This is a genomic window from Mycobacterium sp. (assembly GCF_035506235.1).
Taxonomy (GTDB): domain Bacteria; phylum Actinomycetota; class Actinomycetes; order Mycobacteriales; family Mycobacteriaceae; genus Mycobacterium.
In genome coordinates, this window is sequence record NZ_DATJPU010000032.1 from 33494 (window position 1) to 58929 (window position 25436).

Genomic DNA, 25436 nt, shown 5'->3' on the forward strand with positions numbered 1-25436 from the left:
AAAGAACGCTACCGGCGAATCGGCCACACGGGATCACTGCAGTCGACACCCTGCGCCGACAGCTGGCGCTTGAGCACCTTGAAAGTCACCGTCCGCGGCAGCTCCGCGCTCACCCGAACGTACGACGGCCATTGCTTGGGCCCCAGGTCGGGCTGCTCGGCCAGGAACGCCCGGAACTTTTCGGGATCGAACTGCGCACCGGCGGCAAGCACCAACGCGGCCATCACCTGGTCGCCGACTCTCGCGTCCGGCACCGCGTACACCGCGACCTCGGTGGCGTCCGGATAGCGCAGCAGCACGCGCTCGATCGGTGCCGCGCCCAGGTTCTCACCGTCAACCCGCATCCAATCGCCAAGCCGCCCCGCAAAATACGCGTAGCCGCCCTCATCGCGATAGGCGAGGTCGCCGCTGTGGTACATGCCGCCGGCCATCCGCTCGGCCTCGGCCGCCCGGTCGTTGTAGTACCCCTCGAAACGGCCCGGCCCGGCGGTGTTCACGATCTCGCCGACCACGCCCACCGCGCACGGCTTACCGGTGCCGGGATCAACGATCTGGACCCCCTCCGGCAGCGGCCCCAACGCGCCCGGCGGGGTGTCGGGGGTCCGGGCGATGGCCACCCCACCCTCGGTCGAGCCGAACCCGTCCTGGACGACGCACCCAAACCTGCGGGCGAAACGCTCGATGTCGGCGGGCACGCCCTCGTTGCCGTACACCGCCCGCAGCGGGTTGTCCGCATCGTCGGGTCGCTCGGGTGTGGCGAGCACATAGGACAAGGGCTTGCCGACGTAGTTGGCGTAGGTGGCGCCGTAGCGGCGGACATCGACCAAGAAGTTCGACGCCGAGAATTTGCGCCGCAACGCCATTGAACCCTGGCACGCGGCGGCCGCCGCCCAGCCGACCAGCACGGCGTTGGAATGAAACAACGGCATCGACACATAGCAGACGTCGTCGCGGCCCAGATCGAAGCGCTGTGCCATCGTGACGCCGGCGATCGCGACCTTGCCGTGGCTGCACTTCACCGCCTTCGGCTCGCCGCTGGTTCCCGACGTGAAGATCAGCATGAACAGGTCCGCGGACGATGCCGACTGAAAACGAAGCCCCGCATCCCCAACCGGAAGGTGTGTGGCCACCGCGTCGGCCCACGCGCCGGAATCGACGTTCACATGCTCGATATCGCCCAGTGGTGCAGCCGATTCCGAATCGGCCAGCACCAATTGGCAGTCGGCGTGCGCGATATCGCGGGCCAGGGCCTCGCCACGGCGCACCGGGTTGAGCCCCACCGGCACGATCCCGGACATCCCCGCCGCGACCAGCATCGCCGAGAAGAAGGGGGTGTTCTCCAGCAGCACGCCGACATGCGGCGGCTTCGCCGGGTCGAGGCGGTCGCGCAGGGTCGCCGCGATCGCGGCGCCGTGCCGGAGGTGATCGCGCCAGCTGGTGAACGAGTCTTCGAAATAGACACCACGGTCGTCGATCTCGGCCAGCGGGACCAACAGCTTGGTGACGGTCGGGTCGGCGGGAATCACGAAGCCCACTTGGCCCCCGCGGGTTTCACGGACCGCATCGTCGCCGGGCGGCCCTCAGGCGGGCGTTTCCGCGAGTTCGCGGCCAATCCGGCGCAGCTGACCGGTGGCACCGCGCAGCGAAAACTCGATTTCCTTGGCGGCCAAGAAGTAACGATGCACCGGGTGATCGGTGTCGACGCCAACGCCGCCGTGCACGTGTACGACGGTGTGCGCCACCCGGTGCCCGGCATCGGCGGCCCAGAACGCCGCGCTGGCCACGTCGATCTCGGCGGGGATGTCCTCCGACACGCGCCAGGCCGCCTGGGTCAGCGTCAGCCGCAACCCCTTGACGTCGATGTAACCGTCGGCCAGCCGCTGCGCCACCGCCTGGAAGCTGCCGATCGGGCGGTCGAATTGCTCACGGGTGCGGGCGTATTCGGCTGTCAGCTGCAGACCCCGCTCCAGCACGCCGAGCTGAAAAGCGCTGCGGCCCAAGGTGATGAGGGTGTCAAGCCAGACGGCGACGATCCCGTCGCCGACCCTTCGCCCGGGCTCGACCTGCGTCCCGTCCAGCCTGAGGTGCCCGACGCTGCCCAGGCCGGTGGTCTGCATCGCCGTCACCGTGACCCCGGGATCGTCGGTGGTCACCAGGAAAACGGCCGCGCCGGAATCGGTTTCGGCCGGAACCAGGAACGCGTCGGCAACGGGGCCGAAGCCGACCTGCGTGCGGGTCCCGGTCAGTCGGTAGCCGTCACCCGTGCGGGTGGCCTGTACCGCCCCCTCGCCCATGTCGCCGTCGAGCGCGACGGTGAGGATCTTCTCGCCCCGGACCGCCGGCGCGCCCCAGCCCTGCTGCAGTTCCTCCGAGCCGAACCGGGCCAACGCCCCGGCGGCCAGCACGACCGACTCCAGGTAGGGCACCGCGGCCAGCTGGTGGCCCAGCGCAACCAGGATGGCCACCTGCTCGAGGACGCCAAAGCCGTCGCCGCCCACTGATGTGGGCGACGCACTGGTCAAGATGTCGGCATCGACGAGCTTGCGCCACAGCTGCTGGTCGAATCGTTGCTCGAGCTTGTCGAGCTCACGCTGGTGTTCCGGCGTGCAAACCGCGTCGACGATGGTCTCGACCAAACCGCCGAGGTCTTGTGCGGCTTCTGTCGTGGTGAAGTCCATGAATTCTCGTCCTTATATAGAGGAAGCTCAGCGGTTGGCTCGGGGCAGTCCCAGCGCGACCATGCCGATGATGTCGCGCTGCACCTCGTTGGTGCCGCCCCCGAAGGTAAGGATCAGGCACGCCCGGTGCATCCGCTCGACCCGGCCGCGCAGCAACGCCCCCGGCGAATCCGGGCGCACGGTCGCCGCGGTACCCAGCACCTCCATCAGCAGGCGGTACGCCTCAGTGGCCAGCTCGGTGCCGAACACCTTGGCCGCCGAGGCATCGGCCGGCGACAAGGTTTCACTCGCCGCCGACGCCAGCTCCCAGTTGATCAGCTTGAGCACCTCGGCCTTGGCATGCACGCGGGCCAGGTTGAGCTGCACCCACTCCGAGTCGATGAGCCGGGCCCCGCCGGCGTCCTTGGTGTTTTGCGCCCATTCCCTGACCTCGCGCAGGGCCACGATGATCGGTTGCGCCGACACCAACGCGACCCGCTCGTGGTTGAGCTGGTTGGTCACCAGCTTCCAGCCGCCGTTCTCCTCGCCGACCAGGTTGGTCGCCGGCACGCGCACGTCGGTGTAGTAGGTGGCGCTGGTGTCGGGCCCGGCCATGGTGTGCACCGGCGTCCAGGAGAAGCCTTCCGCGGTCGTCGGCACCACCAGCATCGAGATCCCGCGGTGCTTCTTGGCCTCCGGGTTGGTGCGCACCGCCAACCACACCCAGTCGGCGTACTGGATCAGGCTGGTCCACATCTTCTGGCCGTTGATCACGTAGTCGTCGCCGTCGCGGACCGCGGTGGTGCGCAGGTTGGCCAGGTCCGTGCCGGCGCCGGGCTCGGAATAGCCGATCGAGAAATGCAGGTCCCCGGCCGCGATCTTGGGCAGGAAGAACTTCTTCTGTTCGTCGGTGCCGAAGGCCATGATGGTCGGCGCCACGCTGTTGATGGTCAGGAACGGCACCGGCGCGCCGGCGATGGCCGCCTCGTCGGTGAAGATCAGCGAGTCCATCGGCGAGCGGTCCTGCCCGCCATACTCCTTGGGCCAGTTCAGGGTCAGCCAGCCGTCCTTGCCCATCTGCGAGACGACCTCGCGGTAGGCGTTGCCGCTCCCGATTTCACCCTGTGTCGAGCTCAGCGCCTCGCGGCGCTCCGGCGTCATGAGGGTGGCGAAGTACGACCGCAGTTCGCGACGCAGCTCCTCCTGTTCAGGGGTATAACTGATGCGCATTGCAAGCCGTCCTTGTCGTTAAGCGTCAATTATCGATCGAATGCCACGTCACGCGGCGCGGCCCGACCAACGGCTACCCGTTCGCCTCCCCGGTTGTAACACGTTCTAGTCTTGGAATCCAGCGACCGTTTCCCCTGACGCGGCGGGGTCCTATGGTGGACCTACATACCGATGGGGCGAGTGCTCAGGTTGAAGGCCAGGTTCAAGGAGGGTGCCGTGCGGGTGATCGTGGATCGTGACCGGTGTGAAGGGAACGCGGTGTGCATGGGAATCGCACCCGACCTGTTCGACCTGGACGATGAGGACTACGCCGTCGTGAAGATCGACCCGATTCCGTCCGATCGAGAGCAGCTGGCCGAACAGGCCATCGCCGAGTGCCCCCGCGCTGCGTTGTTGCGCCAGGACTAGAGGTATTCATAAATTGACTAGCAGGACAAACGCGACCGATCTGTCCGGAAAGGTCGCGGTGGTGACCGGCGCTGCCGCGGGACTGGGTCGCGCCGAGGCGCTCGGCTTAGCACGCCTCGGCGCCACCGTCGTCGTCAACGACATCGCCGGCGCGCTGGACGCCTCCGACGTCATCGACGAGATCAGCGCCGCCGGCGTCAAGGCCGTCGCGGTGGCCGGTGACATCAGTCAGCGCGCGACCGCCGACGAACTGGTGGCCACCGCCGACGGACTCGGCGGCCTGGACATCGTCGTGAACAACGCCGGCATCACTCGCGACCGGATGCTGTTCAACATGTCCGACGAGGAATGGGACCTCGTCATCGCGGTGCACCTGCGCGGGCATTTCCTGCTGACCCGCAACGCGGCCACCTACTGGCGCGCCGAGGCCAAGGATGCGGGCGGGAAGGTCTTCGGCCGTATCGTCAACACCGCCTCTGAGGCCGGCCTGGTGGGGCCGGTGGGGCAGGCCAATTACGGCGCGGCCAAGGCCGGCATCATCTCGCTCACCCTCACCGCCGCGCGGGCGCTGGGCCGCTACGGGGTGTGCGCCAATGCGATCTGCCCGCGGGCCCGCACCGCGATGACGGCCGATGTCTTCGGGGCGGCACCCGAGGTAGACGACGGCGGCATCGACCCGCTGTCGCCGGAGCACGTGGTCAGCCTGGTCACCTTTTTGTCATCCCCGGCCGCCGCGGAAGTCAACGGTCAGGTGTTCATTGTCTACGGCCCGCAGGTGACACTGGTTTCCGCGCCGACCGCGGAGCACAGGTTCAAGGCGGACGGTCCGGCGTGGGAACCCGGCCAATTGAGCGGCGCGCTCCAAAAATACTTTGCTGGGCGCGATCCGGAGCGGAACTTTTCCGCCGTCGGCCTGATGGAGCAATAACCGTGTAAACGCACATTATAGGGGGGAATCCGTGAGTAGAACATGTGTCAGATTGCAGCGAAGGCAACACCTCTGACCTGCACAAATTAACGGTTCGGATACAGAAATGCTGTTCATTGACACCGTGAACTTCTTCTGGGTTAATATGATCCGGCTCACTCTGGGCCGCGAGCGACCGAAGACAATGCAAAGGCGATACACAGCCTTCGCCGCGAGCAGCAAAGGGGGGTGGCCGAGCTGATACAACAGCTTGCGGTTCCCGCCCGCGCTGTCGGCGGGTTCTTCGAGATGATGATCGAGACCGGCCGTGAGACTTTTCGCCGGCCGTTTCAATTTGGCGAGTTTCTCGAACAGACGTGGATGATCGCCCGCGGGTCGCTGGTTCCGACGCTGCTAGTCTCCATCCCGTTCACCGTGCTGGTGGCGTTCACCCTCAACATCCTGTTGCGCGAGATCGGCGCGGCCGACTTGTCCGGCGCCGGAACGGCATTCGGCACCGTCACCCAGTTGGGCCCGGTCGTCACGGTGCTCGTCGTGGCCGGGGCCGGTGCCACCGCGATCTGCGCCGACCTGGGTGCCCGCACCATCCGCGAAGAGATCGACGCGATGCGCGTGCTCGGCATCGACCCGGTCCACCGGCTGGTGGTGCCGCGGGTCCTCGCGTCCACGGTCGTCGCGCTGCTCCTCAACGGCCTGGTGTGCGCCATCGGCCTGTCGGGTGGTTACGCGTTTTCCGTCTTCCTCCAGGGCGTCAACCCGGGCGCGTTCATCAACGGCCTGACCGTGCTCACCGGGCTGCGCGAGCTGGTGCTCGCCGAGGTCAAGGCGCTGCTATTCGGCGTGATGGCCGGGCTGGTCGGGTGTTACCGCGGCCTGACCGTCAAGGGCGGCCCCAAGGGCGTCGGCAACGCGGTCAACGAAACCGTCGTCTACGCGTTCATCTGCCTGTTCGTCATCAACGTCGTCATGACCGCCATCGGCGTGCGGATTACGGCCAAATGAGGCGAATGAGCAGCCGATGAGCTACGACGCCACCCTCCGGTTTCGCCGTTTCATGTCGCGGCTGCAGGGCCCGGTTGACGACTTCGGCGAGCAGGCGTTGTTCTATGGCAAAACCGTGCGCCATGTCCCCCAAGCGGTCACCCAGTACCGGAAGGAGACCATCCGGCTCATCGCCGAAATGACGCTGGGCGCGGGAGCACTCGTCATGATTGGGGGCACGGTCGGGGTCGCGGCCTTCCTGACCCTGGCCTCCGGCGGCGTCATCGCCGTGCAGGGGTACTCGTCGCTGGGCAACATCGGCATCGAGGCGCTGACCGGGTTCCTGTCGGCGTTCCTCAACGTCCGCGTCGTCGCGCCGGTGATCGCGGGCATCGCGCTGGCGGCCACCATCGGTGCCGGCGCCACCGCCCAACTGGGCGCCATGCGGGTGGCCGAGGAGATCGACGCCGTCGAATGCATGGCGGTGGAGTCGGTGTCCTACCTGGTGTCGACCCGGCTGATCGCCGGCCTGATCGCGATCATTCCGCTGTATTCGCTGTCGGTCCTCGCCGCGTTCTTCGCCGCCCGTTTCACCACCGTGTACATCAACGGGCAGTCCAAAGGCCTGTACGACCACTACTTCAATACGTTCCTCATCCCGTCGGACCTGTTGTGGTCGTTCCTGCAGGCCATCGTGATGGCCATTGCGGTCATGCTGATCCATACCTATTACGGCTACAACGCCAGCGGCGGCCCGGTCGGCGTCGGCATCGCGGTGGGCCAGGCCGTGCGGACCTCGCTGATCGTCGTGGTCGTCATCACCTTGTTCATCTCGCTGGCCGTGTACGGCGCGTCGGGTAACTTCAACCTCTCCGGTTAAGGGGGACCACCGAAGAAGCATGGCAGAAGGCGGACCTGGACGCACATCTGTTCGGCTGGCAGCGGCGCTGCTGGCCAGTTTGATTTTGGCCTTCGCCGCCCTGACTTACCTCTCGTACACAGCGGCTTTCACCTCGACCGACACCGTCACCGTCGCGGCGCCGAGGGCGGGGTTGGTGATGGACAAGGGCGCCAAGGTCAAATACCGCGGCGTCCAGATCGGCAAGGTCACCGGCATCGACTACTCCGGTGACCAGGCGCGGCTCACCCTGGCCATCAACAGCGACCAGATGCACTTCGTCCCCTCCAACGCGACGGTGCACATAGCGGGCAACACCATTTTCGGCGCCAAGTCGGTGGAATTCATTGCACCCCAAGCGCCTTCGCCGACATCCCTGCGCCCCGACGCGCATGTGGAGGCCTCGGCGGTGGCGCTCGAGGTCAATACCCTGTTCCAGTCGCTCATCGACCTGCTGCACAAGATCGACCCGGTGGAGCTGAACGGGACGCTGAGCGCGCTCTCCGAAGGCCTCCGCGGCCACGGCGACGACTTCGGCTCGCTGCTGTCGGGACTGAACACGCTGGCGCGCCAAGCCAATCCGAAGCTTCCCGCGCTGCAGGAGGACTTTCGCAGGGCCGGGATCGTCACCAATACCTACGCCGACGCCGCCCCCGACCTGAACACCGTCTTCGATAACTTGCCGACGATCAACAGGACGGTCGTCGGCCAACAGAAGAACCTCAACGACACGCTGCTGGCGGCGATCGGCCTGGCCGACAACGCGTACGACACGCTGGAACCCGCCGAGCAGAATTTCATCGACGCGATCAACAGGCTGCGCGCCCCGACCAAGGTGGCCCACGATTACTCGCCCGAATTCGGCTGCCTGTTCGCGGGAATCGAGCGCGGCATCAAGGAATTCGCCCCGCTGCTCGGGGTCCGCAAGGCGGGCCTGTTCACGTCGTCGAGCTTCGTCTTGGGCGCGCCAGCGTATACGTATCCGGAGTCCCTTCCGATCGTCAACGCCTCCGGGGGTCCGAACTGCCGGGGCCTGCCCGACATCCCGACCAAGCAGACCGGCGGGTCGTTCTACCGGTCGCCGTTCCTGGTCACCGACAACGGCAACATTCCGTATGAGCCGTTCACCGAGCTGCAGTTCGACGCGCCCTCGACGCTGCAGTTCCTCTTCCACGGCGCCTTCGCGGAACGGGACGACTTCTGATGGCGGCCAAGGGGATGCCGTCGCACCGGTCGATGCTGATCAAGGTCTGCATCTTCGCGGTGGCTATGCTGCTGGTGAGTGCGTCGCTGGTGATTGTGTTCGGTGACTTCCGGTTCGGGCCCGAAAGCACTTACCACGCAACGTTTACCGACGTGTCGAAGCTGAAGGCCGGCCAGAAGGTGCGCATCGCCGGCGTGCCGGTCGGTGCGGTGTCGGGCCTGAAGCTCAACCCCGACAACACGATCGACGTGAAGTTCGGAGTCGATAGCCGCTACACGCTCTATTCGTCGACGCGCGCGGTCGTCCGGTACGAAAACCTGGTCGGCGACCGCTATCTGGAGATCACGTCGGGCCCGGGGGAGCTGCGTAAGCTGCCGCCCGGCGGCACGATCAACTCCCAACACACCCAGCCCGCACTGGATCTCGACGCGCTGTTGGGTGGGCTGCGGCCGTTGGTCAAGGGCCTGGATGCCGACAAGGTCAACACCATCAGCAGCGCGGTCATCCAGTTGTTGCAGGGCCAGGGCGGGGCGTTGTCCAACGTGCTGGCCGACACGAGCGCGTTCTCGTCGGCGCTGGGCCAGCGCGACCAGCTCATCGGAGACGCGATCACCAACCTCAACACGGTGCTGGGCACCGTCGACCAGAAGAGCGCGCAATTCTCCGCCAGCGTTGACCAGTTGCAGCAATTGATCACCGGGCTGGCCCAGAATAAAGACTCGATCGCGGGGGCCATCCCGCCGCTGGCGTCGACGACCACGGATTTGACTGAGCTGCTGAAGAATTCGCGCCGCCCGCTGCAGGGCATCCTGGAGAACACCCGGCCGCTGGCCACCGAGATCGACAACCGCAAGGCCGAGGTGGACAACGACATCGAGCAACTCGGCGAGGACTACCTGCGGCTGGCGGCGCTCGGGGCCTACGGGTCGTTCTTCAACATCTACTTCTGCTCCGTGACGATCAAGATCAACGGACCGGCCGGCAGCGACATCCTGCTGCCGCTTGGTGGCCAGGTGGATCCGAGCAAGGGGAGGTGCGCTTTTGTCAAATAGTCCAAGGCGCGAACGCGACCCTCTACGCACCGGCATCTTCGGTGTGGTGCTGGTGGTTTGCGTCGTGCTGATCGCATTCGGGTACGCGGGGCTGCCGTTCTGGCCGCAGGGGAAGGTTTACGACGCCTACTTCACCGACGCCGGCGGCATCAATCCTGGCAACGCCGTTTACGTGTCGGGCTTCAAGGTCGGCAAGGTGGCGTCCGTCGGCCTGGCCGGGAACAGCGCCAAGGTGACCTTCAGCGTGGATCGCCACGTCGTCGTCGGCGACCAGTCGCTGGCCGCGATCCGCACCGACTCCATCCTCGGCGAGCGCTCCGTCGCGGTGACCCCGGCGGGCACCGGCAGGGCGACCACCATTCCGCTGAGCCGGACGACGACGCCGTACACGCTGGCCGGCGCGCTGGAGGACCTGGGTAACAACGCCAACAACCTGAACAAGCCGCAGTTCGAGCAGGCCCTGAACGTGCTCACCGACACGCTGCACGACGCCACCCCCGAGTTGCGCGGCGCGCTGGACGGGGTGACTTCGCTGTCCCGCACGCTGAACCGCCGCGACGAGGCGCTGCAAAGCCTGCTGGCTCATGCGAAGTCGGTGACGGGGGTGCTGTCGCAGCGCGCCAACCAGGTCAACAAGCTCGTCGATGACGGCAACGAGTTGTTCGCCGCGTTGGACGAGCGGCGCGCCGCGATCGGAGAGTTGATCTCGGGCATCGGCGGTCTCTCACAGCAGATTTCCGGCTTCGTCGCCGACAACCGCAAGGAGTTCGGCCCGGCGCTGAGCAAGCTGAACGTGGTGCTGGCCAACCTCAACGAGCGCCGCGACTACATCACCGAGGCACTCAAGCGGCTGCCCACCTACGCCACCGAGTTGGGTGAGGTCGTCGGCTCCGGGCCCGGGTTCAACGTGAACGTGTTCAGCGTGTTGCCCGCGCCGATGGTTGCGATGGTGTTCGACTTCTTCTACCAGCCGGGCAAGCTGCCGGCCAGCCTCGCGGACTACCTGCGCGGGCTGATTCAGGAACGCTGGATCATCAGGCCGAAGTCGCCATGACGAAGCGGGTCGCCGGCAGCCGGGGGCTGCGCTACGGCATCATCATCGCGCTGTTCGCGATGGTGGTGGCTGGCGTGTATGTGCTGTCGTCGCAAGGGAATAACCGGACCGTCATCGGCTACTTCACCTCCGCCGTCGGTCTCTACCCCGGCGACCAGGTCCGCGTCCTGGGCGTGCCGGTCGGTTCGGTCGACACGATCGAGCCGCGGCCTTCCGACGTGAAGATCACCATGTCGGTGGCCAAGGACGTGAAGATCCCCAGGGATGCCCGGGCCGTCATCATCTCGCCGAACCTGGTGTCGGCGAGGTTCATTCAGCTCACCCCGGCGTATACCGGCGGGGCCGTGTTGCCCGACGGCGGCAGTATCGACCTGAACCGCACCGGGGTGCCGGTGGAATGGGACGAGGTCAAGGAGTCCCTGACCCAACTGGCCGTTCAGCTGGGCCCGACGGGATCGGTGGGGGGGTCGATGCAGGGGCCACTGGGCCGGGCGATCAACCAGGCCGCCGACACGCTCGACGGCAAGGGCGAGTCGTTCCACAACGCGTTGCGCGAGCTCTCGCAAGTCGCCGGGCGGCTGGGGGATTCGCGCAGCGACATATTCGGCACGGTCAAGAACTTGCAGGTGCTGGTCGACGCGCTGTCGGCCAGCAACGAGCAGATCGTGCAGTTCGCCGGGAACGTGGCCTCGGTGTCGCAGGTGCTCGCCGACAGCTCGCGGCATCTGGACAACACCCTGGGCACGCTCAACCAGGCGCTCTCGGACATCCGGGGATTCCTGCACGAGAACAACTCGACGATCATCGATACGGTCAACAACCTCAACGACTTCGCCCAGACGCTGAGCGACCAGAGCGACAACATCGAGCAGGTGCTGCACGTGGCCGGGCCCGGGATCGCCAACTTCTACAACATCTACGACCCGGCGCAGGGCACCCTGAACGGATTGTTGTCGATACCCGAATTCGCCAACCCCGTTCAGTTCATCTGCGGTGGCTCCTTCGAGACCGCCGCCGGGCCGAGGGCACCGGACTACTACCGGCGCGCCGAGCTCTGCCGTGAACGGCTCGGCCCGGTGCTGCGCCGGCTCGCGGTGAATTACCCACCGGTCATGTTCCACCCGCTCAACACGATCACCGCGTACAAGGGCCAGATCATCTACGACACCCCGGAGACCCAGGCCAAGGCCGCCACTCCGGTACCGCAGCTGACCTGGATACCGGCTCAGGGTGCGCGCCCGGCGCCGCCCGCCCAGAATCCGTCCGATCTGCAGGCCCTGCTGGTCCCGACGGCCCCGCAGGCCGGCGCTCCTCAGGGACCGCCGCCGGCCGGCGCGAACCCCGCTCCACCGCCGGGCCCCGGGCCCGGCAACGCGTTCGGTCCGCTGCCCGGCCCCCCGCCCAGCCCGGCGCCCGGCGCGCCGGCGGCCGACCTGGGCGGCGGCGGATGAAACGAATCTGGTTGCGCGGCGGCGTGTTAGCGGCGGGCGGAGTGCTGCTGGCCGGTTGTCAATTCAACGGCCTGAACTCCCTGGCGATGCCCGGCACGGCCGGCCACGGCAGTGGCGCCTATTCGGTCACCGTCGAGATGCCCGACGTGGCGACGCTGCCGCAGAACTCGCCGGTTATGGTCGACGACGTTACCGTCGGCAGCGTTTCGGGCATTTCGGCCGAGCAGCGGGCCGACGGATCCTTCTATGCCGCGGTGAAGCTGGCGCTGAACAAGAACGTGGTGTTGCCGGCCAACGCGACTGCGACGGTGGCCCAGACGTCGTTGCTGGGTTCGATGCACATCGACCTGGCACGCCCCAAGGACAAGCCGGCGACCGGGCGGCTCAAGGACGGCTCGAGGATCACGGAGGCCAACACGGGCCGCTATCCCACGACCGAAGAGGTGCTTTCGGCGTTGGGCGTCGTCGTCAACAAGGGCAATCTCGGTGCGCTGGAAGACATTACCGACGAGACCTATCAGGCCGTCGCCGGTCGCCAGGACCAGTTCGTCGACCTGATCCCCCGGCTCGCCGAGTTGACGGCGGGGCTCAACCGGCAAACAAACGACATCATCGATGCGGTCGACGGGCTGAACCGATTCTCCGCGACCCTGGCGCGCGACAAGGACGACCTGGGCCGGGCGCTGGACACGCTGCCCGAGGCGCTTCGGGTGCTCAACAAGAACCGGGACCACATCGTCGACGCGTTCGCCGCGCTGAAGAAGCTGGCGATGGTGACCTCCCACGTGCTGGCAAAAAGCAAGGTGGACTTCGCCGAAGACCTCAAGGGCCTGTATTCGGCACTCAAGGCCCTCAATGACAACCGCAGGAATTTCGTCACGTCGCTGCAGCTGCTGCTGACGTTCCCGTTCCCCAACTTCGGCATCAAGCAGGCGGTGCGTGGCGACTACCTCAACGTGTTCACCACCTTCGACCTCACCCTGCGCCGGATCGGTGAGACGTTCTTCACCACCTCGTATGCACTAGACCCGAACATGATGCACATGAGCGAGGTCCTCAACCCGCCCGATTTCTTGACCGGCGAATTGGCCAACCTGTCGGGGCAGGCGGCCGACCCGTTCAAGATTCCGCCCGGCGCGGCTTCGGGTTCTGAGGGGCAGTAGGGGCGGCGCAGATGATCGACAAACTCACCAAGGTCCAACTCGGCATCTTCGCGGTGATCACCGCCATCACGCTGAGCGTGATGGCCGTCTTCTACCTGCGACTGCCCGCCACCTTCGGCATCGGGACGTACCACGTCAGCGCCGATTTCGCCGCCGGGGGCGGGCTGTACAAAAACGCCAACGTCACCTACCGCGGAGTCGCGGTCGGCCGGGTAGAGTCGGTGGGCCTCAACCCCAATGGCGTCACCGCCGAAATGCGGCTCAACAGCGGCACACCCATACCGTCGAACGTCACCGCCACCGTGAAGAGCGTCTCGGCCGTGGGTGAGCAGTACATCGACCTCGTGCCGCCGGGCAAGCCGGCATCGACCAAGCTGCACGACGGATCTCGGATCGACCGGCAGAACACCCGGATCGGCCAGGACGTCGCCGACCTGTTGAAGCGGGCCGAGGCGCTGGTCAACAGCCTCGGCGACACCCGGTTGCGCGAGCTCCTGCACGAGACGTTCACTGCCGCCAACGGGTCCGGTCCCGAGCTGGCCCGGCTGATCGAGTCCGCCCGGCTGCTGGTGGACGAGGCCAACGCCAACTACCCGCAGGTCTCGCAGCTGATCGACCAGGCCGGCCCCTTCCTGCAGGCCCAGGTCCGCGCGGGCGCCGACATCAAGTCGCTGTCTGACGGGTTGGCGCGGTTCACTTCCGAGGTGCGGCAGGCCGACCCGCAGCTGCGCCAGACGTTGGCCACCGCGCCCGGCGCAACCGACGAGGCCAGCACCGCCTTCTCCGGAATCCGGCCGTCGTTCCCGGCGCTGGCCGCCAGCCTGGCCAACCTGGGCCGCGTCGGAGTCATCTATCACAAGTCGATCGAGCAGCTGCTGGTGGTGTTGCCGGCGCTGTTCGCGGCGATCACCACGGCCGCCGGTGGCGCCCCGCAAGACGAGGGCGCCAAGCTGGACTTCAAGCTCGACCTCAACGACCCGCCCCCGTGCGCCGTCGGCTTCCTGCCCCCGCCGCTGATGCGCACGCCGGCCGACGAGACGCTGCGCGAGCTCCCGAAAGACATGTACTGCAAGGCCGCCCAGAACGATCCCAGTACCGTGCGCGGCGCCCGCAACTATCCATGCCAGGAGTTCCCCGGCAAACGGGCCCCCACGATCCAGCTGTGCCGTGACCCGAATGGTTACGTTCCGGTCGGCCGCAACCCCTGGCGCGGTCCGCCCGTTCCCTACGACACCCCGGTGACGAACGGGCTGAACGTGTTGCCGCCCAACAAGTTCCCGTACATCCCGCCGGGCGCCGAACCCGATCCCGGCACGCCCATCGTGGGGCCGCCCCCTCCCGGGGTGGTGCCCGGGCCCGGGCCGTTGCCGAACCACCAGCCGGCATACGATCCGCCGCCCCCCAACGACAGCGGGCCGCCGCCGGGCAACCCGTCGTGGATGCCGCCGGGGGTGCCGCCGGTGCCGCCGACCCTTCCCTACCCGAAGTGGCTCCCCCCGCCGGCGCCGCCGGAGGGGATCAATCCCCCGCCGGCCGGTCCGGGACCGGAGAAGCCATGGGGGCCGCCGCCCGGCCCCCAGCCGCAGGCCAGCGGGCCCGCCTACACCACCTATGACCAGCACACCGGAGCCTTCGTGGACCCGGCGGGCGGCACTGGTATCTTCGCGCCCGGCACGAGCGGCGCGTCCGGCGCCGAGAACTGGGTGGACCTGATGCTTGATCCAAGGCCGATGTAGTGGACTCCGTAGTGACAGCAGAACAGACGACGACGCAGCGCGTCCGCCGCAGGGCCTCGCGCGCGGCCGGACCCGCCAGAAGCGAGTCCAACGGGGCCGCCACCGCCCGGGTCGACCTCCCGGCCGCGCCCGAGCAGCCGCCGAAGCCCGCCGCCGACAAGGCGAAGACCCTCAAGCCGGTCAAGCCGCCGCCACGGCGCCGGCCGCACCGGACCCTGGTGCTCCGGACCTCCTTTGCCGCGGCGCTGCTGGCGGTCGGAGCGCTGGCCGGCTGCCTGGCCGCGCTGATCGTCCAGCAGCGGCACGCCGAGGAGCGGCAGGCTCGCGACCAGCGCTTTGTCGACACCGCCACGCAGACCGTGGTCAACATGTTCAGCTACAAGCAGGACAACGTCGACGAAAGCGTGAACCGGTTCTACAACGGCACCAGCGGCCCACTGCGCGGCATGCTCGGCGCCAACAACAACATCGACAACCTCAAGGCCCTGTTCCGCTCCACCAACGCCACCTCGGAAGCCGTCGTCAACGGCGCCGCACTGGAGGGCATCGATTCGGTCACCGACAACGCGTCGGTGCTGGTGTCGGTACGGGTGACGGTCGCCGACATCGACGGAACCAACAAGCCGTCCATGCCGTATCGGCTGCGGGTCATCGTGCACGAGGACGAGCAGGGACGGATGACCGGCTACGACCTGAAATATCCCGACGGGGGTAACTGATGCGGTGGCTGATCGCCGCCGCGGGTTCCCTCCTGGTGGCGGCGTTCGTCGGCCTTTCCGCGGCGGGCGGCTGGTTCTACTGGGAGCGGGTGCAGACGCGCGGCGAGTCGGCGGCGCGTGCGGTGTTGCCGGGGCTGGCGGCCAGGGAGATACCCGAGGTCTTCGCCTACGACTACCAGACCGTGGAGCGCAGCCTGTCGGCCGCGTACCCGTTGCTGACTCCCGACTATCGCCAAGAATTCCAGAAGAGCGCCAACACGCAGATCATTCCGGAGGCGAAGAAGCGCGAGGTGGTCGTGCAGGCCAATGTCGTTGGCGCAGGCGTGATGTCGGCCAAGCGCGACTCGGCATCGGTGATGGTCTACATGAACCGCACCGTGACCGACAAGTCGCGGCAGCCGCTCTACGACGGCAGCCGGTTGCGGGTCGACTTCAAAAAAGTCGGCACGCAATGGCTCATCGCCTACATCACGCCGATCTAGCGCCGGCGCCCGAGTTCGCGCCGGCTCAGAAGCACATCGCAATGTTGTTGCAGCGCAACGGATAACGCTCGACCGGGCTGGGTGCGGGCCCGGCCATCTGCAGCGAGAACGGTTGCTTCTTCATGTCGGACTGCATCCCGCAGACGGGACCGTGGAGGATGGTGTGGGTACCGGTCATGGTTTCGTCGCTGAACGCGTACGTTTCGGTGGTCGGCGCGGTGCCGCCGCCCGGACACGACACGCCGTCCGCCTTGTCCACCTTGAAGGTCCACAGCATGCTCGACATGCGAGCCCTGCCGCTGAAGTTCTGCAACTTGTCCGCGGCGCTGATCCGTTCTGGCGTCGAACTCACGATGTTCAGAGCGCAGTTCATCGCAAAGACGATCGGGTCCGAATAGTCATTCATGTTCCGGGTTCCGGACGGCTGATCGCACAGTGCCGAAATCGTCCAGGTGACGCCCGATACGCCCGCCTCGTTGAAGGTATAGTTGCCATCCGCCGGTGGTCCGATGGCGCTCGCCGGGTCGCCGGACACCAACGCGATCCCCAGTGCGACGACCGAGCAGATGCCGGCGCCGGCGGCCAGCCCGCGACGGAGTTTCACAGTGCCCCTCCCTTCACGCTGCATCGAGTATCACAGCGTTTCGGCCGCGACACCACGGCTACTTGGCGTCGTGCGGATGCGGCTCGGCGAGAGCGTCGAGGAATGACCGCGCCCAGCGGTCCACGTCATGGGCGAGCACCTGGCGGCGCATCGCGCGCATCCGGCGCCGGCCCTCCTCATCCGTCTGGTTGAGCGCCGCTTCGATCGCGTCCTTGACCCCTTCGAGGTCGTGCGGGTTGACCAGGTACGCCTGCCGGAGTTCTGCGGCGGCGCCGGTGAATTCGGACAGGACGAGCGCACCGCCCAGATCGCTGCGGCAGGCGACGTACTCCTTGGCCACCAGGTTCATCCCGTCGCGCAGCGGGGTGACCAGCATGACGTCGCTGGCCACGAAGAACGCGATCAGTTCGTCGCGAGGTACGGGGCGATGCAGGTAGTGCACCACCGGATGACCGACCTCGGCGTATTCGCCGTTGATGTGGCCGACCTGGCGTTCGATGTCGTTGCGCAGGATCTGGTAGCTCTCCACTCGTTCGCGGCTCGGCGTGGCGAGCTGCACCAGCACGGTGTCGTCGCGCTTGGCGCGGCCCTCGGCCAGGAGCTCGGAGAAGGCCTTCAGGCGAACGTCGATGCCCTTGGTGTAGTCCAGCCGGTCGACCCCGAGCAGGATCTTGCGGGGGTTGCCCAGCTCGGCGCGGATCTCCCGCGCGCGGCGCCTGACGTCGCGGTGGCGGGCCGCCTGGTCGAGCGCGGTGGAGTCGATGGAGATGGGAAAGGCGCCCACCCGCACGGTGCGGGAGTCCAGCTCCACCTCGCCGAACCGCGACCGCACGCCCACCGATCCCCGGGACGTGTTGGCGCCGATCAACTGCCGCGCCAGGAACAGGAAGTTCTGCGCACCGCCGGGCAGATGGAAGCCCACCAGATCCGCGCCGAGCAGCCCCTCGACGATCTCGGTGCGCCACGGCATCTGCATGAACAGCTCCACCGGCGGGAACGGGATGTGCAGGAAGAATCCGATGGTCAGGTCGGGCCGCAGTTCGCGCAGCATCTTGGGGACCAGTTGCAGCTGGTAGTCCTGCACCCACACGGTTGCGCCCCGGGCCGCGGCGCGTGACGTGGCCTCGGCGAAGCGGCGGTTGACGTCGACGTAGCGGTCCCACCATTCGCGGTCGTAGATGGGTTTGACGATGACGTCGTGGTACAGCGGCCACAGCGTGGCGTTGGAGAAGCCCTCGTAGTACTCGGCGACGTCGTCGCTGGTCAGCCGCACCGGATGCAGGTCCAGGTCATCCTGCACGACCGGCTCGTAGTCCAGTTCGCCGTCGTCATCGGCCACTCCCGGCCAGCCGACCCAGGCCCCGCGCCGGCGACGCAGCAGCGGTTCCAGGGCCGTGACCAGCCCTCCGGGGCTGCGTTTCCACGCCGTGGTGCCGTCGGGGAGCCGCTCGAGGTCGACCGGCAGCCGATTGGCAACCACCACGAAGTCGGAATCGCCGAGGCGGTCGGAGTTCGACGTCTTCTTCGAGGACTGGCCGCCAGCGGGTGCCATTTAGGTGTCGAGCTTGGCCGGTCCGATACCGAGCATGGACAAGAAAACGCGGCACTCGTCGGCGTCGTTCGCATACGCGGCAACGACCCGCCTGGCCTGGCTCGCGGTGCTGTCGGCCAGCGGCTCCACATCGCCGAGTTCGGCAGGATCAGATTTCGTAGGCATGACACAACTGTAGGCGACGTTTGATCGGGGTCGCCGCCGTCTCACCGGCAACGGGTGCCGAAAGGCCCACCTGGTGGGTACACATGTCGCTGGCGGGCGAGGAGGCGTGGTGGACGAGGAGACGGTGTTCGACTTCGTCGACGTCGTCGTGGAGCGGGGCGGTGTGCGGGCTCTGAACGGCTTCACCGCCGCCGTTCCCGGGCGGGGCGTGACGGCGGTATTCGGGCCGTCGGGATCGGGCAAATCGACACTGCTTCACCTGTGCAATCGGCTGGAGGTGCCGACGAGTGGGCGGGCGTCCTTCCGGGGCGAGGACATTGCCGGCGTGGACCCGTTGTGGTTGCGGCGCCGGGTGGGCATGTGCTTTCAGCGGCCGACGCCGTTCGCGGGCACGGTGGCCGACAACCTGCGGGTCGCCCACCCGGGGGCGTCCGAGGCGCGGATGCGGGAGACGCTGGCGCGGGTCGCGTTGACCGGATCGTGGCTGGACCGCGACGCGACCGCCCTGTCGGGTGGGGAGGCACAGCGCATGTGCCTGGCCCGCACGCTGATGGCGCAACCGCAGGTGCTGCTGCTCGACGAACCCACCTCCGCCGTCGACGCCGAGGCCGCCGCCGTGATCGAAGGCGCGGTTCGCGATCTGGCCGCCGACGGAATTCCCGCCCTGTGGGTGACCCACGACGCCGCGCAAGTCGAGCGGGCCACCGACCGGATCTTACGCATCGAGCGGGGCGTCGGTCTGGGGCTCGGCCCGGTGGCATCCAGGGAAGAGGGGCGGTGACCGGGATGAACGGTCACGTCGGCTGGCTGGGGCTGGCGACGTCGCTGATCCTGGTCGCGTTCGCGGCGGCCGTTTCCCTGTGGCAGCGGTTGGGCCTGGAGCGCCAGCTCGTGTGGGCGGCGGCCCGCGCGCTGGCCCAGTTGCTGCTCGTGGGCGGCGCGCTGACGCTGCTCTTCGCGCCGGGCCGTTCGCTGTGGTGGTCGTGGGCGTGGACCGCCGGCATGGTCGCCTACGCCGGAGACGTCGCGCGCCGGCGGGCGCCGGAGGTGCCCCGGCTGGGCCCGCTGACCATCGCGGCCTTCTCGGCCGCGGCGGTGATCACCCTGAGCGTGATCTTCGGGCTGCGGGTGTTCCCGTTGCAGCCCCGCACCCTGGTCCCGATCGCCGGAATGATGGTCGGCAACTCCATGACCGCCACGGTGCTGGTGGCCCGGCGGCTGGTCGACGAGCTGCGCGACAAACGCGACGAGGTCGAAGCCAGACTCGCCCTGGGGCAACCCTCCCGCCAGGCCGCGTCGCCGTACCTGCGGATCGCGTTGCGGTCGGCGATCTCCCCGCAGATCGAAACCACAAAAGCGACCGGGCTGGTATTCCTGCCGGGCGCCATGACCGGACTCATACTCGCCGGCGTGCACCCACTGCAGGCCGTGGTGGTGCAGGCCGTGGTGATGTTCCTGATCCTCGGCTCGGTTGCCGCCACGACCGTCGTCGTCGCCCTTGGCCTGATCCGGCTGGTGTTCACCCGAGACCACCGGCTGCTGCCGCTCGACCGGCGATCCGACGGCGCCGCATCCCGTCGCTGAGCGGCCACCACCCCGCGGCGAACCGCTTACACACTGGCCGTAATGTGTAAACACTGGATCTGACAGAAGGTGGGCGGAATGACACTCTCCGACCAAGCGGGGGCACAAGCCGGTTCTCAGGCGGCCAATGAGCTGGTGACGTACGAAACCCTCGACGACGGCCGCGTCGCCCGGATCTGGCTCAACCGGCCCGAGGCCCACAACGCGCAAAGCCGCGGCCTGCTGATCCAGCTCGACGAGGCGTTCCTGCGGGCCGAGGCCGACGACACCGTGCGCGTGGTGATCCTGGCGGCGCGCGGCAAGAACTTCTCCGCCGGGCACGACCTGGGCTCGGAGCTGGCGATCGCCGAGCGGCAGCAGCTTCCGAGCTTCCGCATCAACGGCGGTACCCGCGACCCGATTGCGGAGAAGATCTACCTGCAGGAGTGGCACTACTTCTTCCAAAACACCTGCCGCTGGCGGGATTTGCGCAAAATCACCATCGCCCAGGTGCAGGGCAACGCGATTTCCGCGGGGCTGATGCTGATCTGGGCATGCGACCTGATCGTCGCCGCCGACAACGCGAAATTCAGCGACGTGGTCGCCGTGCGCCTGGGAATGCCGGGCGTCGAATACTATGCCCACCCTTGGGAATTCGGTCCCCGCAAAGCCAAGGAGCTGCTGCTGACCGGCGACGCGCTGGACGCCGACGAGGCCTATCGGCTGGGCATGGTGTCGAAGGTCTTTCCGGTCGACGAACTCGCGGACAAGACCCTGGAGTTCGCGCGGCGCATCGCGGAGCGGCCCACCATGGCGGCGCTGCTCATCAAGGACTCGGTCAACGCCGCCTCCGACGCCATGGGATTCACCGAGGCGCTGCGGCACGCGTTCCACATCCACGAACTGGGCCACGCGCACTGGGCCGCCTACAACGAGAACAGGTACGCGGTCGGCCTGCCGCCCGACGTCGAGGATTGGCGGGACGCCAAGCCGACGCAGATCGCCCGCCGCGATACGCCTTAGCGAAGCGCATTAGCAACAGCTGCCCCGAGGCGAGGCATCCGCCCCAGCTGCCTCTGGCGGAGGTGGTAACCGCTGCGTCGACCGCCCCGGCCAGAGACCGGTGTGGCTGGTGTGACGGCTCCCCTATGCTAGAACCCGTTTCAGTTTCGGCGTGAAGGGGCGTGGCGTGCAGCTTTCTTTCGAGAACCGGACGTACTTGGTGACCGGCGGCGGCAGCGGTATCGGCAAGGGGGTCGCGGCCGGGCTGGTGGCATCCGGGGCCTCCGTCATGATCGTCGGCCGCAATCCCGATCGGCTGGCGGCCGCCGTCAAGGACGTCGAAGTGCTCAAGGCCAACGGCTCGATCCGGTACGAACCCGCCGACGTCACCAACGAGGAGGAGGCCGCCCGTGCGGTCGACGCGGCGACGGCGTGGCACGGCCGGCTCCACGGTGTGGTGCATTGCGCGGGCGGGTCGGAGACCATCGGGCCGATCACCCAGGTCGACTCGGAGGCCTGGCGGCGCACGGTGGACCTCAACGTCAACGGCACCATGTACGTGCTCAAGCACGCCTCCCGCGAGCTGGTGCGCGGCGGCGGCGGTTCGTTCGTCGGGATCTCGTCGATCGCGGCCAGCAACACCCACCGGTGGTTCGGCGCCTACGGCGTCACCAAGTCGGCCGTCGACCACATGATGCAGTTGGCCGCCGACGAGCTCGGCCCGTCCTGGGTGCGGGTCAACAGCATTCGCCCGGGCCTGATCCGCACGGATCTCGTTGTGCCCATCACGGAATCACCCGAGCTGAGCGCGGACTACCGGCACTGCACGCCGCTGCCGCGGGTGGGGGAGGTCGAGGACGTCGCGAACCTGGCGATGTTCTTGCTCAGCGACGCGGCGAGCTGGATCACCGGGCAGTGCATCAACGTCGACGGCGGCCACATCCTGCGGCGCGGCCCCGACTTCTCCGCGATGCTGGAACCCGCATTCGGCGCCGAGGGGTTACGCGGAGTCGTCTGAACTTCCGGCATCCCGGGCGGCGAGCGCACCGAGCGCCGACCAGTCCAGGTGCCCACCGCCGGTTGCCACCAGGGTGAGGAAACGGTCGCGCAGCAGGCTGGCCACCGGCAGCGGCACCTGCAGCTGCTCGCCGGCGGCAAGCACCAGCCGGACGTCCTTGAGGCCGAGGCTCGCCGCGAACCCGGCCGGCTCGAATTCCCGCCGCGCGATCAGCCCGCCGTAGGTCCGATAGGCCGGCGCGGCGAACAACGTCGACGTCAGGATGTCGACGTACTGCCGGCGGTCGACGCCGGCCTTCGACACCAGCGCCACGGCCTCGGCGATCGTTTCGATCGCCGACGCGAGCAGGAAGTTGCCGCTGAGCTTCACCAGGTTGGCGGTGTGCGGCTGCCCGGCCACCACAAACGTGCGCTGGCCGATCGCGTCGAACAGCGCGGACAACCGCTGCAGCACCTCGGGTGCGCCGGCCGCGATGACGAAAAGCTTTGCGGCAGAAGCGGCTTCGGGCCTACCGAACACCGGCGCGGCGGCATACCGCTGGCCGGCTTCCGCGTGCGCGGCCGCAAGGCGCTCCGACAGCGCGACGCTGATGGTGCTCGACGAAACGTGGGTGGCCCCGGCCGGCAGCGAGGCCACGATCCCGTCCCGGCCGAGAGCCACGGCCTCGACCGCCCGGTCGTCGGAGAGCATGGTGAACACGACCTCGGCGCGGCTCGCCTCGGCGACGGTGCGCGCCGCGGTCGCACCCTGTCGCGCGAGGGCCTCGGCCTTGTCGGGGGAGCGGTTGTAGACGGTGAGGCGGTGGCCCGCCTTCATCAGGTTCGCGGCCATGCCCTGGCCCATGTTTCCCAGGCCGATGAATCCGATGTCCATGCATCTACCCTGCCCTATAGGGCGGGCCAAGCGACGGGAGCGGCGGATGAAGCGACTCGAGGGCAAGCGGATTTTGGTGACGGGCGCGGCGTCGGGGATCGGCCAGGCCACCGCGCTGCGGCTACTGGACGAGGGCGCCACCGTGGTGGCCTCCGACATCGCCGAGGACGGCCTGGCCACCACTCGGGCCCGCGCGGACGAGGCCACAGCCGCCGACCGCCTCACCACCATGCCGATGGACGTCGGCAACGAGGATTCGGTGGTCGACGGCGTCTGCCGCGCCGTCCAGACGCTCGACGGCCTGGATTCGCTGGTCAACGCGGCCGGCATTCTGCGCGCCGCGCACACGCACGAGACCAGCCTCGAACTGTGGAATCGGATCGTCGGGGTCAACCTGACCGGGACCTTCCTCGTGGTCCGCGAAGCGCTTCCGGCGCTACTGGCGAATTCGCGCAGCGCGATCGTGAACTTCAGCTCGACGTCGGCCTCATTCGCCCATCCCTACATGGCGGCCTACGCGGCGAGCAAGGGCGGAATCCAGGCCTTCACCCATTCGCTGGCACTTGAATACGCCAAGGACGGTCTGCGGGCGGCGTGCGTGGCGCCCGGCAGCATCAAGTCCGGAATCACCGATGCCACGTTGGGTTACATTCCGAAAGACGCCGACTGGTCGTTGTTCCCGCGGCTCATGCCCATCCTGCCCACGACGGTCGAATCCAGCGGAGCCGGGATGGCGGAGCCCTCCGCGGTCGCCGGCGTCATCGCCATGCTGGTGTCCGACGACGGCGCGTGGATCACCGGCACCGAGATCCGCATCGACGGCGGCACACACGCCTAGCCGGCCGCCCAGCTAGTTAACGCAGGGCACCCCGCCGCCGTCGATCGGTTTCCCTTGATCGGGCGTCGGATAGGTGGTGGTGGTGCCGTTGTAGTAGTACGTGTCGGACTTGCTGGTCGTCGTGGTGGTGGTCGCGGAGGTCGAGATGTCGTCCATAGTGGTGTCGTCCTGGGCCGGCATCGAGAAGTTGGTATCCACGGTCACCCGGATGTGTCCGGGCTGCACCGCGGCGTTCGGCTGGTTGGGCGCGTCGAGCCCGAGCAGGGTGGCCACGTTGCGCGCGTCGGTTTCCGTGCCGGCGCCGTACTCGATGGTGGTGGCGGTCGGCTCACCCGAATTCCGGTCGCGCACTTGACCCGCGGTGTAGCCGTGCTTCTTCAGGGCGCGGGATACCTCGGTGGCGAGCCCGCTCATGCTGCCGGCATTGACCACGTCGACAACGGTTGACGGGCTGGGTTTGGCGGCGGTGGTGGCGGGCGTGGTCGACGGCGGCGGTGCTCCGATCGCCGCGGCCACCTCGGCCTTGATCGCCGCCGGGTCGATGATGTTCACGTCTTGTCCGTCGATGTTGTCGTAGCGCACCACGGGCAGCGTCCGGAACTCGACGTTGCCGCTGGAGAACAGCGTGCCCAGGCGCTGGATCAGGTCCTCGTCCCAACCGGAGGACAGGACGACGTCCTTGCGCGCCACCGCCATCAGGCTCTTGAGCTTGTCCAGGTTCGTGAAGGTGCCCGAAGCCTGCAGTTCCTGCATGACCGACGAAATGAACGCCTGCTGCCGATGGGTGCGGTCCAGGTCCCCGTTCTCCAGGCCGTGCCGCTGACGGACGAACGACAGCGCCTGGGAGGCATCCAGCCGCTGTCGTCCGGCCGGGAAGTCGGCGCCGGAATACGAGTCGTAGACAGCGTGATTCAGGCAGACGTCGACCCCGCCCAGGGTCTGGGCCAAGTCATAGAAACCGGCCAGGTTGACCTCGGCGAAATAGTCGATGGGAACGCCGGTCAGGCTGCGCACCGCGCGCAGGGTCGCCGCCCGTCCCGCTTCCCGGCCCTTGGTCTCGAGTTCCTTCTGGGTGCTGGTGCCCTGGTTGGCGAGCTTGTTCGCGATGTATTGCTTGGTAAGGCCGTACGCCTCTTTGATTTTGATGTGGTTGTACCCGGGAACGCCGTTGAACGGCACCCAGTCGTCGCGGGGTATCGAGAAGGCGACGACCTTGTTGTCGGCACCGATGTGCACCAGGATCAGCGTGTTGGTGTTGTAGCCGCCGTCGTCGGAGTCGCCGGCGTGCAAGTGCTTCAGGATCGACCAGGGCAGGTCGTTGCCGTCCTGGTCTTTGCGCGAGTCCAGCCCGATGAGCAGGATGTTCATGTTGTCGCCGCTGGAACGCGGGTCCTCCGGCGACAGCGCGTCGGAGACGGTGATGCCACCCAGCGCGCCGTGGGCCACGTAGTAGCCGGCCCCCGTCATCAGCACGGCCCCCACCGACACCAGCGTCATCAACCCACGCGTCAGTGCCTTGCGGAGGCGCGACTGTTGGGTAGTGGCGCGATGGCGATGACGGGCACCGCCGGCGCGTGCCATCAAAAACCTCGTCCTAATACCAGCGCAACACCGGTCACCGCAATAGCGGCGTGTGGTGATGTCGCTTGCAACATGCCATCAAGTATGCGTTAGCGTGTTGCGAACCCCCCAATTAAGCAGGTCGATGTAACGAGGGTCACCCCCCGAAAACGGCCGCGCTTCGCCGGGTTACCCTGCCACCACCAGCGGTTTTGCTCACGACCGTGCCCCGAAAGCTCCCAACTCGTTACCAACCTGGCATCCGGCGCCGAGCCGTCGGGTCAAATTCGTCGTTCGT

At 67.5% G+C, this 25436-nt stretch carries 25 protein-coding genes; 17 read left to right on the forward strand and 8 right to left on the reverse strand.

From position 1 onward, the window contains the following. Positions 1–8: 8 nt before the first annotated feature. From fadD17 to VMD50_RS03700, 3 genes are read right to left on the reverse strand one after another with little or no spacing between them, the layout of a single operon-like run. Entirely contained in the window at positions 9–1526 is a 1518-nt protein-coding gene (fadD17, locus tag VMD50_RS03690) for a long-chain-fatty-acid--CoA ligase FadD17 (protein ID WP_325425044.1), read from the reverse strand. 54 nt (positions 1527–1580) lie between these two features. Beyond that, the gene (locus VMD50_RS03695) at positions 1581–2678 is read right to left on the reverse strand and encodes an acyl-CoA dehydrogenase family protein (protein WP_325424966.1); all 1098 of its coding nucleotides are present in this window, start codon (positions 2676–2678) and stop codon (positions 1581–1583) included. A gap of 27 nt (positions 2679–2705) precedes the next feature. Continuing rightward, a complete protein-coding gene (locus VMD50_RS03700) occupies positions 2706–3887 on the reverse strand; it encodes an acyl-CoA dehydrogenase (protein ID WP_325424968.1) in 1182 nt (393 codons plus the stop codon). Positions 3888–4103: 216 nt separating this feature from the next. Here VMD50_RS03700 and VMD50_RS03705 point away from each other — a divergent pair, with 216 nt between their 5' ends. The 12 genes from VMD50_RS03705 to VMD50_RS03760 all read left to right on the forward strand — a co-directional run bounded on the left by VMD50_RS03705 (position 4104) and on the right by VMD50_RS03760 (position 15963). After that, the gene (locus tag VMD50_RS03705) at positions 4104–4295 is read left to right on the forward strand and encodes a ferredoxin (RefSeq protein WP_325425046.1); all 192 of its coding nucleotides are present in this window, start codon (positions 4104–4106) and stop codon (positions 4293–4295) included. A gap of 13 nt (positions 4296–4308) precedes the next feature. Then, positions 4309–5223, forward strand: coding sequence for a 3-oxoacyl-ACP reductase (locus VMD50_RS03710; RefSeq protein WP_325424970.1), 915 nt, complete (start codon positions 4309–4311; stop codon positions 5221–5223). A gap of 237 nt (positions 5224–5460) precedes the next feature. Continuing rightward, complete coding sequence (locus tag VMD50_RS03715) at positions 5461–6225, forward strand: MlaE family ABC transporter permease (protein ID WP_325425048.1); 765 nt, start codon at positions 5461–5463, stop codon at positions 6223–6225. A 16-nt stretch (positions 6226–6241) separates the two neighbouring features. Then, the gene (locus VMD50_RS03720) at positions 6242–7084 is read left to right on the forward strand and encodes an MlaE family ABC transporter permease (RefSeq protein ID WP_325424972.1); all 843 of its coding nucleotides are present in this window, start codon (positions 6242–6244) and stop codon (positions 7082–7084) included. A gap of 19 nt (positions 7085–7103) precedes the next feature. Next, positions 7104–8306 (forward strand): MCE family protein, encoded by a 1203-nt coding sequence (locus VMD50_RS03725; protein ID WP_325424974.1) that lies wholly within the window; start codon positions 7104–7106, stop codon positions 8304–8306. Then, the gene (locus tag VMD50_RS03730) at positions 8306–9358 is read left to right on the forward strand and encodes an MCE family protein (protein WP_325424976.1); all 1053 of its coding nucleotides are present in this window, start codon (positions 8306–8308) and stop codon (positions 9356–9358) included. The genes VMD50_RS03725 and VMD50_RS03730 overlap by 1 nt, the downstream gene beginning before the upstream one ends. Continuing rightward, on the forward strand, positions 9348–10412 hold the full coding sequence (locus tag VMD50_RS03735) for a virulence factor Mce family protein (RefSeq protein WP_414685990.1): 1065 nt from the start codon (positions 9348–9350) through the stop codon (positions 10410–10412). The genes VMD50_RS03730 and VMD50_RS03735 overlap by 11 nt, the downstream gene beginning before the upstream one ends. Next, entirely contained in the window at positions 10409–11863 is a 1455-nt protein-coding gene (locus tag VMD50_RS03740; RefSeq protein ID WP_325424978.1) for a virulence factor Mce family protein, read from the forward strand. Before VMD50_RS03735 ends, VMD50_RS03740 begins: the two co-directional genes overlap by 4 nt. Further along, on the forward strand, positions 11860–13026 hold the full coding sequence (locus VMD50_RS03745; RefSeq protein WP_325424980.1) for a virulence factor Mce family protein: 1167 nt from the start codon (positions 11860–11862) through the stop codon (positions 13024–13026). The genes VMD50_RS03740 and VMD50_RS03745 overlap by 4 nt, the downstream gene beginning before the upstream one ends. Positions 13027–13037: 11 nt before the next feature. Continuing rightward, positions 13038–14762, forward strand: coding sequence for a virulence factor Mce family protein (locus tag VMD50_RS03750; RefSeq protein ID WP_325424982.1), 1725 nt, complete (start codon positions 13038–13040; stop codon positions 14760–14762). An 11-nt stretch (positions 14763–14773) separates the two neighbouring features. Beyond that, positions 14774–15481 carry a mammalian cell entry protein gene (locus VMD50_RS03755; protein WP_414685992.1) on the forward strand — a complete coding sequence of 236 codons (708 nt, stop codon included), beginning with the start codon at positions 14774–14776 and terminating at the stop codon, positions 15479–15481. Further along, positions 15481–15963, forward strand: coding sequence for a mammalian cell entry protein (locus VMD50_RS03760; protein ID WP_325424986.1), 483 nt, complete (start codon positions 15481–15483; stop codon positions 15961–15963). Before VMD50_RS03755 ends, VMD50_RS03760 begins: the two co-directional genes overlap by 1 nt. 25 nt (positions 15964–15988) lie before the next feature. Here VMD50_RS03760 and VMD50_RS03765 read toward each other — a convergent pair whose 3' ends face one another. Genes VMD50_RS03765 through VMD50_RS03775 form a run of 3 tightly spaced genes read right to left on the reverse strand, consistent with a single transcriptional unit; the run spans position 15989 to position 18284 of the window. Then, entirely contained in the window at positions 15989–16567 is a 579-nt protein-coding gene (locus tag VMD50_RS03765) for a hypothetical protein (protein ID WP_325424988.1), read from the reverse strand. A gap of 58 nt (positions 16568–16625) precedes the next feature. Then, the gene (locus VMD50_RS03770) at positions 16626–18119 is read right to left on the reverse strand and encodes an alpha,alpha-trehalose-phosphate synthase (UDP-forming) (protein ID WP_325424990.1); all 1494 of its coding nucleotides are present in this window, start codon (positions 18117–18119) and stop codon (positions 16626–16628) included. Beyond that, positions 18120–18284, reverse strand: coding sequence for a hypothetical protein (locus VMD50_RS03775; RefSeq protein ID WP_325424992.1), 165 nt, complete (start codon positions 18282–18284; stop codon positions 18120–18122). It abuts the gene before it with no gap. Between the two features lie 106 nt (positions 18285–18390). On the opposite strand from VMD50_RS03775, the gene VMD50_RS03780 reads away from it, so the two are divergent. The 4 genes from VMD50_RS03780 to VMD50_RS03795 all read left to right on the forward strand — a co-directional run bounded on the left by VMD50_RS03780 (position 18391) and on the right by VMD50_RS03795 (position 21867). Further along, positions 18391–19065 carry an ABC transporter ATP-binding protein gene (locus VMD50_RS03780; RefSeq protein ID WP_414685994.1) on the forward strand — a complete coding sequence of 225 codons (675 nt, stop codon included), beginning with the start codon at positions 18391–18393 and terminating at the stop codon, positions 19063–19065. A 5-nt stretch (positions 19066–19070) separates the two neighbouring features. Continuing rightward, positions 19071–19868, forward strand: coding sequence for an ABC transporter permease (locus VMD50_RS03785; RefSeq protein ID WP_325425052.1), 798 nt, complete (start codon positions 19071–19073; stop codon positions 19866–19868). Positions 19869–19946: 78 nt separating this feature from the next. Continuing rightward, complete coding sequence (locus VMD50_RS03790) at positions 19947–20870, forward strand: enoyl-CoA hydratase (protein WP_325424996.1); 924 nt, start codon at positions 19947–19949, stop codon at positions 20868–20870. A 166-nt stretch (positions 20871–21036) separates the two neighbouring features. Further along, positions 21037–21867, forward strand: coding sequence for an SDR family oxidoreductase (locus VMD50_RS03795; protein WP_325424998.1), 831 nt, complete (start codon positions 21037–21039; stop codon positions 21865–21867). Here VMD50_RS03795 and VMD50_RS03800 read toward each other — a convergent pair. Further along, positions 21850–22740, reverse strand: coding sequence for an NAD(P)-dependent oxidoreductase (locus VMD50_RS03800; protein WP_325425000.1), 891 nt, complete (start codon positions 22738–22740; stop codon positions 21850–21852). The two genes, VMD50_RS03795 and VMD50_RS03800, sit on opposite strands and share 18 nt — an antisense overlap. A 46-nt stretch (positions 22741–22786) precedes the next feature. Between VMD50_RS03800 and VMD50_RS03805 the strand changes: the two genes are divergently transcribed. Further along, positions 22787–23578: an SDR family NAD(P)-dependent oxidoreductase gene (locus tag VMD50_RS03805; protein WP_325425002.1), complete on the forward strand. Its 792-nt coding sequence runs from the start codon at positions 22787–22789 to the stop codon at positions 23576–23578. A 12-nt stretch (positions 23579–23590) separates the two neighbouring features. On the opposite strand, the gene VMD50_RS03810 is transcribed toward VMD50_RS03805, so the two are convergent. After that, positions 23591–25159 (reverse strand): LCP family protein, encoded by a 1569-nt coding sequence (locus VMD50_RS03810; protein WP_325425003.1) that lies wholly within the window; start codon positions 25157–25159, stop codon positions 23591–23593. Positions 25160–25436: the final 277 nt, after the last annotated feature.